Source organism: Cupriavidus necator (genome assembly GCF_013141915.1).
Classification (GTDB): domain Bacteria; phylum Pseudomonadota; class Gammaproteobacteria; order Burkholderiales; family Burkholderiaceae; genus Cupriavidus; species Cupriavidus necator_B.
The window spans coordinates 340,991-356,129 of sequence record NZ_SROX01000001.1 but is presented as its reverse complement, the minus strand read 5'-3'; the positions used below and the strand labels follow the sequence as shown (position 1 = coordinate 356,129).

General features: G+C 67.6%; 12 protein-coding genes. 4 read left to right on the top strand and 8 right to left on the bottom strand.

Translation table 11 applies throughout. From position 1 onward, the window contains the following. Window positions 1-109: 109 nt before the first annotated feature. Window positions 110-1,369, bottom strand: a complete 1,260-nt coding sequence (locus E5S69_RS01675) for a M20/M25/M40 family metallo-hydrolase (protein ID WP_171513278.1) — start codon at window positions 1,367-1,369, stop codon at window positions 110-112. Between the two features lie 184 nt (window positions 1,370-1,553). On the opposite strand from E5S69_RS01675, the gene E5S69_RS01670 reads away from it, so the two are divergent. Further along, entirely contained in the window at window positions 1,554-2,645 is a 1,092-nt protein-coding gene (locus tag E5S69_RS01670) for a GlxA family transcriptional regulator (protein ID WP_171513277.1), read from the top strand. Between the two features lie 18 nt (window positions 2,646-2,663). Here E5S69_RS01670 and E5S69_RS01665 read toward each other — a convergent pair whose 3' ends face one another. Both E5S69_RS01665 and E5S69_RS01660 read right to left on the bottom strand, forming a co-directional pair. Then, entirely contained in the window at window positions 2,664-3,395 is a 732-nt protein-coding gene (locus E5S69_RS01665; protein ID WP_171513276.1) for a BON domain-containing protein, read from the bottom strand. A gap of 153 nt (window positions 3,396-3,548) precedes the next feature. Next, entirely contained in the window at window positions 3,549-5,213 is a 1,665-nt protein-coding gene (locus E5S69_RS01660; protein WP_171513275.1) for an AMP-binding protein, read from the bottom strand. A 232-nt stretch (window positions 5,214-5,445) separates the two neighbouring features. Between E5S69_RS01660 and E5S69_RS01655 the strand changes: the two genes are divergently transcribed. Continuing rightward, window positions 5,446-6,132, top strand: coding sequence for an SOS response-associated peptidase (locus tag E5S69_RS01655; RefSeq protein ID WP_171513274.1), 687 nt, complete (start codon window positions 5,446-5,448; stop codon window positions 6,130-6,132). Window positions 6,133-6,188: 56 nt separating this feature from the next. Here the strand turns inward: E5S69_RS01655 and E5S69_RS01650 are convergent, their stop codons facing one another. The 4 genes from E5S69_RS01650 to E5S69_RS01635 form a co-directional block, all read right to left on the bottom strand. Then, window positions 6,189-8,402 (bottom strand): TonB-dependent siderophore receptor, encoded by a 2,214-nt coding sequence (locus E5S69_RS01650; RefSeq protein WP_171513273.1) that lies wholly within the window; start codon window positions 8,400-8,402, stop codon window positions 6,189-6,191. A 221-nt stretch (window positions 8,403-8,623) separates the two neighbouring features. After that, complete coding sequence (locus tag E5S69_RS01645; RefSeq protein WP_171513272.1) at window positions 8,624-9,190, bottom strand: TetR/AcrR family transcriptional regulator; 567 nt, start codon at window positions 9,188-9,190, stop codon at window positions 8,624-8,626. A gap of 105 nt (window positions 9,191-9,295) precedes the next feature. Further along, window positions 9,296-10,696 (bottom strand): dihydrolipoyl dehydrogenase, encoded by a 1,401-nt coding sequence (locus tag E5S69_RS01640; RefSeq protein ID WP_171513271.1) that lies wholly within the window; start codon window positions 10,694-10,696, stop codon window positions 9,296-9,298. 149 nt (window positions 10,697-10,845) lie between these two features. Further along, window positions 10,846-11,577: a glutathione peroxidase gene (locus E5S69_RS01635; RefSeq protein WP_171513270.1), complete on the bottom strand. Its 732-nt coding sequence runs from the start codon at window positions 11,575-11,577 to the stop codon at window positions 10,846-10,848. Between the two features lie 252 nt (window positions 11,578-11,829). Here E5S69_RS01635 and E5S69_RS01630 point away from each other — a divergent pair, with 252 nt between their 5' ends. Further along, the gene (locus tag E5S69_RS01630; RefSeq protein ID WP_171513269.1) at window positions 11,830-13,602 is read left to right on the top strand and encodes a dipeptidase; all 1,773 of its coding nucleotides are present in this window, start codon (window positions 11,830-11,832) and stop codon (window positions 13,600-13,602) included. Between the two features lie 127 nt (window positions 13,603-13,729). On the opposite strand, the gene E5S69_RS01625 is transcribed toward E5S69_RS01630, so the two are convergent. Beyond that, window positions 13,730-14,209, bottom strand: coding sequence for a DUF1348 family protein (locus E5S69_RS01625; RefSeq protein ID WP_171513268.1), 480 nt, complete (start codon window positions 14,207-14,209; stop codon window positions 13,730-13,732). A 212-nt stretch (window positions 14,210-14,421) separates the two neighbouring features. Here E5S69_RS01625 and E5S69_RS01620 point away from each other — a divergent pair, with 212 nt between their 5' ends. Beyond that, window positions 14,422-15,135 (top strand): 2OG-Fe(II) oxygenase, encoded by a 714-nt coding sequence (locus tag E5S69_RS01620; RefSeq protein WP_336510566.1) that lies wholly within the window; start codon window positions 14,422-14,424, stop codon window positions 15,133-15,135. Window positions 15,136-15,139 lie beyond the last annotated feature (4 nt).

The following is a 15,139-nucleotide window of genomic DNA, read 5'->3' as shown; positions in this document are numbered from 1 at the left end:
TCTTTTGTCATGGCCGCCTGCGGTGGCGGCCATGACACTGTAGCAGGGCCGCAGAGGGCCTTTGGCGGATATGGGGAAAGCCCGGATGCGGACGCTCAGTCGCGACCGCTCAATTCCGGCCGATATCCTGCAGCATGCGCGTCATCAGGTACAGGCGCGGCACGATCGAATCCAGTTCGACATACTCGTCGCGCGCGTGATAGCCGAAGCCCGCCAGGCCGAAGCTCTCGACCACTGCGGGCTTGCCCGAGCGGGCGGCATAGCCGGCGTCGGTGGCGCCGCCGGTGCCTTCGGCCAGCGCCAGCGTGCGGCCGTCCAGTTCGGCATAGATTTCCTGCGCGCGCCTGGCGAGGGCGCGGCCGCGCGCGTCGGCCACGAACGGCGGGCGGCCCTCTTCCATCGTCACCGTGGTCTGCGTGTCCGGCACCAACTGGCTGGACTTGACCTTGTCCTGCAGCGCCGCCTTCAGCTTCTCGGCGGCACCGGCTGCCGTGGTGCGCACGTCGCCGTAGGCGACCGCGCTTTCCGGGATCTGGTTGCGCACCATGCCGGCCTGTGCCTGGGTCCAATTCAATTGCGAGCCTGGCACCTGGCTGGCCGTGTCGCGCGTCTGCTGCAACTGGTGGGCGAGTTCGAGCAGCGCATTGCGGCCGCGTTCCGGTGCGGCGCCGGCGTGGGCGGCGCGGCCCTTGACCTGCATGGTGGCGGTGGCGGTGCCGGAGGCGCCCAGCAGCAGCGCCTCGGCCTTGACCACATCCTTGGCCGCGGTGGGCTCGCATGACAGCACCACGTCATGCTGCGCGGCCAGCGTGGCGATGGTTTCACCGGAACCGACCGAGCCGACTTCCTCGTCCGGATTGAACAGCACCGTGATCTGCGCGTAGTCGCGCCAACCCTGCTGCTTCAGGATCTCAAGCGAATGCAGGATCACGGCGATGCCGCCCTTGTCGTCGGCGATGCCCGGACCATAGAGCCGGTTGCCTTCCTGGCGGATCGGCTGCGTCGCCAGCGTGTTGTCGGGATACACGGTATCCAGGTGGGCAATCAGCATGACGCGGCGCTTGCCGGTGCCGGTGAAGGTGGCCTTGACCATGGTGCCCGGGCCCTTGTTCACGGGCAGGCGCTCGACCTTTGCGCCCAGCGCCTGCAGGCGCTTCTCGGTGTAGCTGGCCATCTGCGCCAGCCCGGTGGCATTGGCGCTGCCGGATTCGATCGACACCATCTCCTTGAGCGACTGCACTACCTTGGGCTGGGCCGCCTGCGCGGCGGACAGCAGCGCGGCGTCTGGCTGCGCGGCGCTGGCAAGGGTGCCGGCCCCGGCAAGCGTCAGGGCAGCAGCAACGGCAACGTGGCGAACGGAAAACGGCATGGAATCTCCTCGGTATGGTCTTGTTGGCAGTGCCGCGGGCCTAGCCGTTCGCCGCGGCACAACGGCAAGATGCTAGTCCTTGCCAGTAACTATGGGGAGGTTCAATATCGCCAATCCGGATGCCGATCCCGCCACGGCGTGCCGCGGCCCCGGCCACCTCCAACCATTCGAACCGCCCCAAGGCATGCCAGCCCCCACCGCTTCCATCGCGCCATCGTCACAGAACGTCCCGCTGCATGTGCGCCTGCTGTGGCTGCCGCAAGCCATGCCCGGCAGCCTCTTCACCACGCTCGACGTGCTGCGCACGGTGGCCGGCGTGGCCAGCCTGCAGCGCCCCGACGCCGCCCCGACACTGAGTTGGCAACTGTGCCGCGCCAACGGCCGCACGCTGGCCACGGAACTGCCCGGGCTGGTGTCCTCGACGCGGCGTGCGCGTGCGCCGGGCAGCCGCACGCTGCTGGTGATTCCCGCGCTGCTGGCCAGCAATGCGCCGCAACTGGGCGAGCTGGCGTTGCGCGATGCCGCGGCGCTGCGCCTGGTGGAGCGCCACGCGCGCGCGGGCGGCTGGATCGCCGCGTGTGCGTCGGGCATGGTGCTGCCGCTGCAGCTGGGTCTGCTGAATGGCGCCAGCGTGGGGGCGCCATGGATGTTCCAGAGCTGGATGGCGCGCCAGTACCCGCATTGCGACTTCGGCAGCGACGCGGCCATGAGCCTGCACGGGCAAGTGTTTTCCTGCGTGGCGCCCGCGCTGCAGGTGGAATTCATGCTGCGCGTGCTGGGCCATCTGCACGACCCCGACCTGGCGCAGGCTGCGTCGCGGCTGATGCTGTTCCAGCCCGAACGCCAGCGCAGCGTGCCGGCGCTGGTATCGCAACGCTGGCTCGACCGCACCGCCGACAGCCCGGTCTACCGCGCCATCCAATGGCTGCGCGACCATGTGTCCAAGCCCTACCGGCTGGCCGCCGTGGCGCAGGCGGCGGCGGTCAGCGAACGCACGCTGCTGCGGCATTTCCGCCAGGTCACCGGCAACACGCCGCTGGACTACCTGCACACGCTGCGCGTGGAGCGCGCCCGCATGCTGCTGGAAGTGACGCTGCACGGTACCCATGCCATTGCCGAGGCGTGCGGCTACAGCGACGCCGCCGCGTTCCGCCGGCTGTTCCAGCGCGCCACGGGCATGTCGATGTCGGACTACCGCGCCCGCTTTGCGCTGCGGGCGCGGCGGCGCTACTGGCGCATGGAAGACGCCGCCGCGCAGCGCGGTGCGCACCGATAGCCCGCCGCCTGCCCGCGCTCAGGGGCGCAGCGTGATGTGGTTGACCACGTCCTCCACGCCCTGCACGTACCACGCATCGCGCTCGGCCTGACGGCGCGTGCCCTCGCTGCTGACACAGCCCTCCAGCGTTACCACGCGGTCGTGGGTATGCGCGCTGACCTGCCCGGCATCGACGAAGGGGTCGGTCTCCAGCACCAGCATCAGGGCCTCGGTGATTTCATCGTCGCGATCAGCCTCGGCGGGGGCCACCACCAGTTCGTTGACCACGCAGCGGCAGCCGCCCGACCACCACGCCAGCACGCCGGCCAGGCGCATGTGCGAGAGGCTGATCACCTGCCCCCACAGCGTCACCACGCCGTCCTGGACCGCGACTTCGATCCAGCCGTTGCGATCGCTCACCGGTTCGCGCATGGCCTCTGGCTTGCCCTTGACGCGCGCGCAGATCTTGCAATTGTGGAATTCGACGGCATTAAGCAGCCGCTCGCACACGGCGTCGCGCAGTTCGCCGTCGCCCACCGGCGCGCCGCCGTCGGCCACGCGCAGGTGGTCGATCACGCTGGTGACGCCGTCCACGCGCCGCAGCGTCGCCGCGGCTCGGGTCTTGTCGACGATATCGGCCACCTCGCCTTCCAGGATCAGCGCCCCGTCGGAGAGCCGCAACTGGATGGTGGGATGGAGGACATGGCCCTGATAGGGCACATGGGCCAGGGCTGCGCGCGCCTGCGTCAGCACCGCTTCGCTACTCTGCATGTTGTCGCCTCGCCGGTTGGTCTGGAGATGGAGGATGCGCGCCCCTGCCTGCAGGCGCGCGGGAGCGGCGCCGCGGCCTCCTTCACCCCCGGGACCCGGCAACCGCTTCCTCATTATAGGAAGCGGTCCGCCGCGGGCCCGGCGCGCACCGGCTCAGGCGCCGGCCGCTTCGCGCGCCCGGGCCACTTCCTGATTGCGCAGGATAAAGCGCTGGACCTTGCCGCTGGGGGTCTTGGGCAGTTCGGCGACGAACTCGATCTCGCGCGGGTAGGCGTGGGCGGCCAGGCGCTGGCGCACGTGCAGGCGCAGCGTCTCGGCCAGTTCGGGCGAGCCCTGGTGGTGCGGGTCCAGCACCACGAAGGCCTTGATCAGTTCGGTGCGCTCCGGGTCGGGCTTGCCGATCACCGCGGCCTCGACCACTGCGGGATGCTCGATCAACGCGCTTTCCACGTCGAACGGCCCAACGCGGTAGCCGGACGTGGTGATGACGTCGTCGGCGCGGCCGATAAAGCTGATGCTCCCGTCCTCGTTCAGTTCGGCGGAATCGCCGGTCAGGTAGTAATCGCCGGCAAAGGCGCTGGTGGGCGTGCCGTGATAGCCGCCGAACCAGCACATCGGCGAGCGCTTCAGGTCCAGTGCCAGTGTGCCCGGCTGGCCGGGCGGCAGCTCGCGCAGCGCATCGTCGACCACCACCACGCGGTGCCCCGGGCTGGCAAAGCCGGCCGCGCCCATGCGCACCGGATGGGACAGGGCGTGGTGATTGCACAGCACCATGCCCAGCTCGGTTTGGCCATAGTGGTCGTGGATGGTGACACCCAGCTCGCTGGCGAACCAGCGGATCACTTCCGGGTTAAGCGGCTCGCCGGCGCTGCTGACGGCGCGCAGTTGCCCGCGCAGCGGGCCGGACACGGCCGCGCCCGCGGCGATCAGCAGCCGGTAGGCGGTAGGCGAGCCGGCCAGGTTGGTAATGCCGTACTTGCGGATCACGCGGCAGGTGCTGTCTACGTTGAAGGGGCCGTCGTAGAAGGTGGTGGCATGGCCCAGCGACAGCGGGCCGGTGACGGCGTAGTACAGGCCGTAGGCCCAGCCCGGATCGGCCAGGTTCCAGAATGCGTCGTCATCGCGCAGATCGACCGCGTCGCGCATATAGCCGGCAAACGCGGCAATCGCCTTGAGCGGCACCAGCAGCGGCTTGGCCGGGCCGGTAGTGCCGGAGGTAAACATCATCAGAAAGGGGTCGTCGCCGCGCCGCATCACCGGCGCGAACGACGCCGGCTGGTGCGCCAGCTCGGCCCAGAAGCTGAAGTCGCCCGCGTTCAGAACGTGTGACTCGGCGCTGCCCTGGGTGCCGGTCACCGTGACGATGGCGGGACAGCCGGCCACCTCGTCCAGCTTGGGCCGGTTGGCGGTATCGGTCACCACCACCTTCGCACCCGACGCATTGAGCCGGTGTTCGATGGCCTTGGGCCCGAAGGCGGTAAACAGTGGCTGGTACACGGCTCCGGCGCGCCAGGTGCCAAGGATCGTCACCAGCAGTTCCGCGTTGCGCGGCAGCAAACCCGCGACGCGGTCCCCGGGCTGCACGCCTTGTGCCGCCAGGAAGCCTGCGAACTGCGCCGAAAGCGCCTGCAGCTCGGCAAAGGTCCAGCTGCGCGCGTCGCCATTGCGTCCTTCCCAGTTCAGCGCAATCCGGCCGGGCTGCGCGTGCCGGTCGCAGCATTCGACGCAGGCGTTGAGCGCCGCCAGGCTGCCGTGCAGTTGCCGTGCCACGGCGTCGTCATAGGAAAATCCGTCGAAAGCTTGGGCGTAGTCGCGCATGGTGTCTCCTGAATCTGGCTGGTGCCTTGTAGTCGGTGGCCGGTGCGCGGTGGCGCGCATCGGCTGCCGCAAGAGTGTGCGCCACGGCGCCGCCATCCGGCAATAACCGTTTCCGCCAGCGCGGCTGACGGTTTTTGCCATCCCTGCCATGCGGCTTGAAGGGGGTCGAAGCGGCCTTGACGCGGCGCCGCCGGCCCCACACGATATGGGCATCACCTTCGAGAGACAGCGCATGTGCACCAACTATGCCCCGGTCCAGCGCCGCATCCTGCGTGAAATCTTCGGCGTCGAGCCGCCAGCGGGCGTGTACAAGGCCGAGACCTACCCCGACTACGTCGCACCGATCGTGCGCGCCAGCGACGACGGTGCGCGCAGCGCCGAGCTGGCCTCATTCGGCATGGTGCCGCGCCAGCGCATTCCACCGGGCACACGGCGCTATGACACCACCAACGCCCGCAGCGAAACCGTGGGCGAGCGCGCCGCCTTTGCGCGCTACTGGCGCCAGGGCCAGCTCTGCCTGATCCCGGCAACGGCGTTCTATGAATTTGCGTACCCTGACAGTGCGGCGGATGGTGCGTCGCCAGGCAGCTCGCCGGGCAAGCCGGTGCGCTGGCGCATCTGGCTGCCCGGCGAGCCGGCCTTCGGCATTGCCGGCCTGTGGCGCGGCTGGCCCGACCAGGCGTTGTCGTTCACCATGCTGACCGTCAGTTCGGCACAGCATCCGCTGATGCAGCGCTTCCACAAGCCGGGGGACGAGAAGCGCTCCGTGGTGATCGTGCCGCGCGCGCAGTGGGACGACTGGCTGACGTGCCGGGATGCCGAGGTCGCGCGCACCTTCCTGAGGCTGTTGCCGCCAGACGCCATGCAGACCGAGCCGGCGCCCAAAGTGCAGGGAGCGCCCATTCCCGACGCGGATTAGCGCGGCGTGCGCGACGGCAGGCAGGGCCTGCGCGCTCCTTGCCATGCCGATGCTGCTCAGAAGCGATACGTGACGCTGCCCACCACCGTGCGGCGCGCGCCGAAGTAGCAGTCGCCACGCGCGAGGCAGGTGGTCAGGAACTGCTTGTCGAACAGGTTGTTGGCATTCAGCGCGACCCGCAGCGGGCCGTGGTCATAGGCGATCATCGCGTCGTACAGCGTCACGCCGCCCACCTGGTTCTGGTCGGCGCCGTCATAGCTGGGACCGATATAGCGCAGCCCGCCGCCCGCCACGAAGCCCGGCATCCCGAACAGCTTGAAGCGATAGTTGGCCCACAGCGACGCCATGTTCGACGGCGTGCTCGCCAGCTTCTTGCCGACTTCGGCGGCGGTGCCGTCGGTCACGCGCGCATCCAGGTAGGTGTAGGTGGCAATCAGGTCCAGCCGGTTCGTCAGCGACGCCAAGGCCTCGACCTCGATGCCACGCGTGCGCGCTTCGCCCACCTGCACCGAGTCCGGTATGCCGTTTACCACGCCAGCGGTCTTGCGGTTCTTCTCGCGCATGTCGAACGCCGCGATGGTCAGCGTAGCATTCTTGCCCGGCGGCTGGTACTTGATCCCCGCCTCCCACTGCGAGCCCCGCAGCGGCTTGAAGGCCTGGTTGGCCTTGTTGAACCCGGCCAGCCCCTGGAACGACTCGGAGTAGCTGACATACGGATTCAGGCCGATGTCGGAACGGTACATCAGGCCGGCGCGCTTGGTCAGCTCGCTGTCGTCGCGGCTGGCCGAAGGCGTGTTGTCCTGCGCGGCGCGCGACCAGTCATAGCGCAGCCCCAGCATCAGCAGCCACTGGTTCCAGGCCAGCTGGTCCTGCACATACAGGCCGGTTTGCGCCTGCGTGGCGGGATTCAGGGCGCGCGTGCCGGGCGCCGTGAAATTGCCGTAGACCGGGTTGAACACATCGAGCGGCGCGGCGGAGCCGCCCACGCCGGTGTTCCCTGTAATTTCCGCGTGCTGGTAATCCACGCCGGTCAGCAGCGTGTGCTGGAGCGGGCCGGTGCGGAAGTTGGTCTGCGCCTGCGTGTCGACGGCAAACGAGTTCAAGGTCGGCTGGTTCACGTAGACCGTGCGGTTCATCAGCGTGTTGCTGCCCGGCACCCAGCCTCGATTGGCATCGTTGAATCTCGCATAGATGCTGCGGTAGTCCACCGAACTGTGCGAGTAGCGCAGGTTCTGTCGCACCGTCACGGTGTCGTTGAACTTGTGCTGGAACTCGTAGCCGACCGACTGCTGCTCCGCGGTGTAGCGGTCAAAGCCCGGTTCGCTGATGAACAGGTGGTCGAGAATCTGTCCGCCCGGGTTCGGATACAGCGTGCCGCGCCACGGGAAGAAGCCGACCGAGGTCCCGCTCACATCGCGCTGGAAGTTGGCCAGCAGCGTCAGCGAGGTGTCCTGGCTCGGCCGCCATGTCAGCGAAGGCGCCAGCAGATAGCGGTTGTCCTGCACGTAATCCACCTGCGTGTCGCTGTCGCGCGCCAGCGCAACCAGGCGGTACAGCCATTTGCCCTCCGCATCGAGCGGGCCCGTCAGGTCGGCCTGCACCTGCTTGCGGTGGTAGTTGCCGAACTGCACGCCGATCTCGCGCGCCGCTTCCGCTTGCGGGCGCTTGCTGACCAGGTTCAGGATGCCGCCGACCGCGCCCTGCCCGAACAGCATCGACGACGGCCCGCGCAGCACATCGATGCGCTCGAGGGCGTACACGTCGGGGCGCACGTTGTTGTAGAAGCCGACCTGGTTCAGCAAGCCATCGCGATACTGCGTGAAGTCAGTGCCGCGGAACTTGCCCCAGTCCCCGCGCGCGTCATTGCCGAAGGGGCCGGCGTAGACCCCGGCGCTATAGCCGATGGCCTGCTGCACGGTCTGCGCACCCTGCGCTTCCATGCGGTCGCGCGTGATCACGGTGATCGACTGCGGCGTCTCCATCACCGGCGTGTCCGTCTTGGTGGCGGTGGCACTGCGCTTCGCCACAAAGCCATGGACGGGGCCGTTGGCAGTTTCGTCTTCGCTGGTCGCGCGCACCGTGACCGCCGGCAACTCCGCGGCGGTGGCCGTCGCGGCGGGCGCGGCGGGCGTGAGGGCTGGGCCTGACTGCGCTGACGCGCCGCCGGCCTGCAGGCTCAGCACAAGGGTGGTCAGGGAAAGACGGCACGGGGTGACAAGCGCGGAGCAGGCAAAGCGTCGCTTCGCCCGCGGGTTCGGGTGCAGAGGCATCACTCAGGGTCGGAAGATAGTGATGCCGCAAAGGGCATCACAAGTGGAAAATTTTGATTGCGAATACGAATGATTCGTGATTACATCAGAATTGTAGCCTCAATGTGTCCGAACCGATACATTTAGCTAAAAAATTTAGGGCGGTTGTTGGAGCTGGGACGGGTTTTCCGCGTAATGGCGCTGCGCGACTATGCGACCGTGCGCCGGACGCTGCCCCGGCGCTAGGCGGGCCGAGCCGACCCGTTGTCCTGAAGCCGGCCCAGCAGGCGCCGGCCTGCCTCGATCACCGCGCTATCCGGCTGCATCTGGTAGCGCACGATCATGCCCTCGATGCACAGCATCGCCTCCGCTGCCACCGCTTGCGGCGGCTCCAGACCCAGGCGCGCGGCGATGTCGGCAACGAAAGCTTCCAGTTCGGCCTTGTGGGCCGCCGCCTGCTGCTGCGCCTCGGCGTCGCCGCCCGCCTCGGCCACCACGTTGATGAAGGCGCAGCCGCGGAAGTCGCGCCCAAACCAGTCGGCCAGAGTGTCGGCGATCACGTCCAGGCGGGGCCGATCAGCCAGGCGGGCCTCCACATCCTGGCGGAACCACGCCATCCACTCTTCATGCCGGCGCGCGAGGAACGCTGCGATGAGCGCGTTCTTGGAGGCGAAATGCCGATAGAGCGACATCTTGGCCACGCCGGATTCGGCAATGATCCGGTCGATGCCGGTGGCGCGGTAGCCCTCCTGGTAGAACAGGCGGGCGGCAGTGTCGAGGATGCGGTCGCGGGCAGAAGGCGTGGCCATGTGACAGGTGTTGGGATAACGGGTGCGGCCGGGAAACGCATCGCGCCGCCCGGCCCAGTGCTTCGATACTATGACAGACAGACCTGTCTAGCAAACCGCGCGCATTCAGCCTTCAAGCCTCGCGGCCGCATCGCGCAGCGCGGTGCGCAGGCCTTCCTCCACCACCGGATGGTAGAACGGCATGGTCAGCATCTGCGCGATGGTCAGGCCCTGCTGGTACGACCAGGCCAGCAGGTGGGCAATATTCTCGGCACGCGGGCCGGTCCATTCGGCGCCCAGGAAGCGGCCCGTGGCCCGGTCGGCATACACGTGCATCAGGCCCCGGTTCTTCAGCATCACGCGGCTGCGGCCCTGGTCTTCAAAGCTGACCGCGCCGGTCACGAAGGTGTCTTCGCCGCGGGCGACCAGGTCGGCATGGCGCTGGCCGACCATCGCGATCTGCGGATCCGTGAACACCACCGCGATCGGCGCGCGGCGCGCCAGCGACTGCACCTGCGGATAGCTGGCGGCGTTCTCGCCGGCGGCCTTGCCTTCGTCGGCGGCCTCATGCAGCAGTGGCAGGATGTTGTTGGCATCGCCCGCGATAAACACCGGCGCATTGCCGCACTGCAGGGTCTGTGCGTCGAACAACGGCACGCCGCGCGCATCCAGCGCCAGGCCGGTGTTCTCCAGGCCGAGGCCGCGCACATTGGGCGCGCGGCCGGTAGCGGCCAGCGCGTAATCAAAGCGCTCGGTCACGCAACGGCCTTCGCGGTCGAGGTAGGTCACCACCACGTGCTCGCCATCGCGCGCCATGCCGGTCACCTTGGCGTCCGGATCGAGATAGAACTCCTGATTGAAGGTGCTGGCGGCATGGGCGCGAATCACCGGGTCGGTCAGCGGCCCGAGCGAGCCGCTGACGCCGAACACGCGCACCCTCACGCCCAGCCGCGACAGCGCCTGGCCCAGCTCCAGCCCGATCACGCCGGGGCCGAACACCACCACGCTGCCGGGCAGGTCCTGCCACGAGAACACATCGTCATTGACGATCAGGCGGTCGCCGAACACCTGGAACGGCGCCGGCAGCACCGGCGTGGAACCGGTGGCGATGACCACGCGGCTGGCGCGCACCGTGGTGTGCCCGTCCACTTCCAGCGTAGTGGTATCGATAAAGCGGGCATAGCCGCGAATGCGGTCCGCCTGCGCAATGTTCTCCACGCCGCGCACCACGAAGCCGACAAAGCGGTCACGCTCGCTGCGCACGCGCGCCATCACCTCGCGGCCGTCGATGCGGATCTGGCCGTCGACATGCACGCCGAACGGCGCGGTGTGGCGCAGTTCATGCGCAGCCTCGGCGGCGGCGATCAGCAGCTTGGAAGGCATGCAGCCCACGCGGGCACAGGTGGTGCCATAGGGGCCGCCTTCGATGATCACGGCGCGCTTGCCGGCGGCAATCGCGGCACGGTAGGCGGCAAGGCCGGCGGTGCCTGCGCCGATCACGGCGACATCGGTCTGGATAGTGGTCATGGCGGTCGGTTCCTTGGTTTTCTGAAGCGTCGGACTGAGGTCAATCAGCGGGCTGGATGGCGCCGCCCTGCGCGTCATCGCGGGCAAGGCGGCGCCATCGGGTCCGGCGACTGCCGGCCCCGGGGTTGGGGGCAAAAGCGGGAAACGGCTTACTTGGCCAGGTACTGCTGCAGCGCCTCGGCGCCGCCGATCAGCTTGCCGTTGATAAAGACCTGCGGTGCGGTCATCTCGCCCGACACCGCGCCCAGCACCTTGCCGCGCACCTTGTTGTCGAGCGGCACGTCGATATAGTCGAAGCCGTTTTCGTCGAGCAGTTGCTTGGCCTTGGCGCAGAACGAGCAACCGACCTTGGAAAACACCACCACTTGGTCAGGCTTGCGCGCGTCCGGAGCGATGTGGGCCAGCATGGTGTCGGCATCGGACACCTTGAACGGGTCGCCCGGCTCTTCCGGCTCGATGAACATCTTCTGCACCACGCCGTCCTTGACCAGCATGGCATAGCGCCAGCTGCGCTTGCCGAAGCCCAGGTCGGCCTTGTCCACCAGCATGCCCATGCCTGCGGTGAATTCCCCGTTGCCATCGGGAATCATGGTGATGTTCTCGGATTCCTGGTCCTTGGCCCATTCGTTCATCACGAAGGTGTCGTTCACCGACACGCACAGGATGTCGTCTACGCCGTGCCGGGCGAAGACCGGCGCCAGTTCGTTGTAGCGCGGCAGGTGGGTCGAGGAACAGGTCGGGGTGAACGCGCCGGGCAGCGAGAACACGACTACGGTCTTGCCGTCAAACAGTTCGCCGGTGGTGACGGTCTTCCACTCGTTGTCTTCACGCACACGGAAAGCGACATTGGGAACGCGTTGGCCTTCGCGGGATTGCAGCATCAGTTCACTCCTGGTTCTGGATTGGTGGGTTCGGCTGCCGGTTGCAGCGAAGGCCCCATTTTGTCGACCCCGATGTGATTTGTACAATTCATCGTTTTAACCACGATGATTGCGTAAAGCTATGAGCCGGGCATAGACGCTGCCTTCGGCCCGCATGCGGCCCTCCGCGAGGACGGAAAAGCATATTTTTTCGGGAAGACCCCGGTTAGTGCCCTATCATGCGGCATCTCCCTGACTTCCCTTTTGTCCGCAATGACCCGACCTTGCCGCCTGCCGTACTGCCATCGGTGGGCATCACTGCTTGCGCTATCGCTCGCGCTGGCCCTTCCCGCGCAGGCCGAGACGCTGAAGAAGCCGGCGCTTGAAGCCCTGGCCGGCCATAGCCCGGCCGCGGCCAAGGCGGCCCAGTCTGACCTGCCGGCCTTCATGGCGGCGGCGGCCAAGGCCGAGCCCATGGTCGCGCCCGCGGTGGCGGCGTGGCAGTCGAAAGCGCCGCTGTCAGGCGACAACCTGGTCAATGTCGCCCGGCTGCTCGGGGTTTACAACCGGCTGCGCAACGAGGCCGCCGCCATCGATGTGCTCGGCAAGATGGTGGCGCTGCGCACCGTGCGCGACGAAAAGATCGCCCAGCACGAGAACCCCGCCATCGTCGAGTTCGGCAAGATGATCGAAGGCCTGGCGCGCGAGTTCGGGCTGGCCTATCGCAATGTCGACAACCGGGTGTTCGAAGTGACGCTGCCCGGCGGCGGCAAGGACACCTTCGGCATCCTGACCCATGCCGACGTGGTGCCGGCCGTGGCGGACGAATGGGTGCTGGACGATGGCACCCGGCTCGACCCGTTCCGCATGACGCGCGTGGGCGACCTGCTGTACGGGCGCGGCACCATCGACGACAAAGGCTCGATCGCCGCCGTGATGTACGCCATGAAGACCGTCAAGGAAAGCGGCGTGCCGCTCGAGCGCAGCATCCGGCTGATGATCGAGACCACCGAGGAAACCGGCGGCGACGGCATGAAGTACTATCGCCAGCACACCACGCTGCCCGAGTACAACGTGGTGCTCGACAGCAAGTATCCGGCGGTGGTGGCAGAGAAAGGCGCGGGCACGCTGACCGTCTCGTTCGGCATCAAGGCCGCCGACGACAAGCGCGCCCCCGCCCAGGCCGACAGCAAGGGCCCGGCCATTGTCGGGATGCGCGGCGCGGCCTCGGCCAACGCCATCCCCGAGACCGCCACCGCGCGCATCGCCGGCGGCGATGCCGCGGCTGTGGCTGCCGCGCTGGAGCAGGCGCGCGCGGAATTCCTGCGCCGCTACACGCCGCGCGGCAAGTTCTCGATCGACATCAAGCGTGCCGGCAACGATGTCGAAGTCAAGGTGACCGGCGCCTCGGCGCACGGCTCGCGGCCGGAAGAAGGCGTGAATCCGCTGCCGCGGCTGGCGCTGTTCCTGCAGGCCAGCGGCGTGCGCTTTGCCGAAAACCACTACCTGAACGCAGTCCGCTACCTGAACGATCTGTACGGCCTGGACTACCTCGGCAATCGCATGGATGTGGCCTACCGCGATCCGTTCATGGGCCCGCTGACGATGTCGCCCACGCTGGTGCGCGAGCGTGGTGAATACGTCGATGTGGTCACCAACGTGCGCATGCCGCGCGGGCGCACGCCGGACGAACTTGGCGGCAAGATCACCAAGCGCATTTTCGGCTGGGCCGCCACCCATGGGCCGGTCGAGATCAAGTACGACCAGGGCAACTGGATGGCGCGCGATCCGAAGGGAGCGTGGCTATCGACGCTGCTGAACATCTTTGGCGATACCACCGGGCTGGAAGCCAAGCCGGTGTCCACCGCCGGCAGCACCACTGCCAAGCTGATGCCCAACGCCATCAACTTCGGGCCGGCCATGCCGGGCAAGAAGTACACCGCGCACAACGCACGCGAGTACAAGGAAGTGGCCGACCTCAACCTCGATATGCAGATGTTCACCGAGATGCTGGTGCGGATCGGGAACCTGGACAAGATGCAGTAGGCGAAGCGCCCAGGCTACGCTTGTTTGCCCTCCTCTCCCGAGCGCAGGAGAGGGGCCGCGGGAGAGGGCAGGCGCGGGCCGACCGACACGCCATGCTTCGTCGATACTCGCCCCCTCTCCCCCAGCGTCACAACCCCAGCTCGCTCAAGCCCGGATGCCCGTCCGGCCGGGGGCCCAGCGGCCAGTGGAACTTGCGCTCCGCCGGCTGGATCGGCGCGTCGTTGATGCAGGCAAAGCGCTTGCGCATCAGTCCCGCCTTATCGAACTCCCAGTTCTCGTTGCCGTACGACCGGTACCAGTGGCCGGAATCGTCGTGCCATTCATAGGCAAAGCGCACCGCGATGCGGTTCTCCTCGTGTACCCATAGCTCCTTGATCAGGCGGTAGTCCAGTTCCTTCTGCCATTTGCGCTGCAGGAACGCGACGATATCGGCGCGGCCGTTGACGAACTCGGCGCGGTTGCGCCACGCGCTGTCGACGGTATAGGCCAGCGCCACCCGCTCCGGATCGCGGCTGTTCCAGCCGTCCTCGGCGGCGCGGACTTTGGCGATGGCGGTGTCGCGCGTGAACGGGGGCAGCGGCGGACGGGTTTCAGTGGCTGCGGACATACGTGCTCCTTTTACGGGGAAAGCTGGAAGTCGAAGGGTGGCGAAACAAGCTTGCGGCAAATGATACAGAGTTGTCTCATTATTGGTAGACAGATCTGTCTTGTCAAGCCACGATAGCGGGCAGAATTCAAAAGCAAGACACGGAGTGTGTGAGCCACGCCAGCCGTCTAAAGTTGGCACCATGCAAGCGAAACAGGAGATCTGCAGTGAGCATCGAGCAAGCTATTGCCACCCGCGTCGACGGCACCGACTGGTCCGCCGTCGCACGCGCTCTCGATGGCTACGGCTGCGCCGCCGTCCCTGGCGTGCTGTCGGCCGGCGAATGCGATGCGCTGGCGGCGGGCTATGACGACGACGCGCTGTACCGCGCGCGCATCGAGATGCGCCGGCACGGCTTCGGCCAGGGCGAATACAAGTACTTCCGCTATCCCCTGCCCGGCCTGGTCGCCGGACTGCGCACGGCGCTCTATCCGCACCTTGTGCCGGTAGCCAACCGCTGGAATGCCGCCATGGGCGTCGACGTCCGTTACCCTGCCGCGCACGGGGACTTCATTGCGCGCTGCCACGACGCCGGCCAGTCGCGGCCGACGCCCTTGCTGCTGCGCTACGGCCCGGGCGACTACAACTGCCTGCACCAGGACCTGTACGGCGAGCATGTGTTCCCGCTGCAGGTCGCGATCCTGCTCTCGGAGCCCGGCCGCGACTTCACCGGCGGCGAGTTCGTGCTGACCGAGCAGCGCCCGCGCATGCAGTCGCGGGCCGAGGTGGTAACGCTGCGCCAGGGCGATGCCGTGGTGTTCGCGGTCAGCCAGCGGCCGGTGCCAGGCAGCCGCGGCAGCTTTCGCGTCAACCTGCGGCATGGCGTCAGCCGGCTGCATGCCGGACAGCGCTATACGCTCGGCATCATCTTCCACGACGCTACGTGAGGCC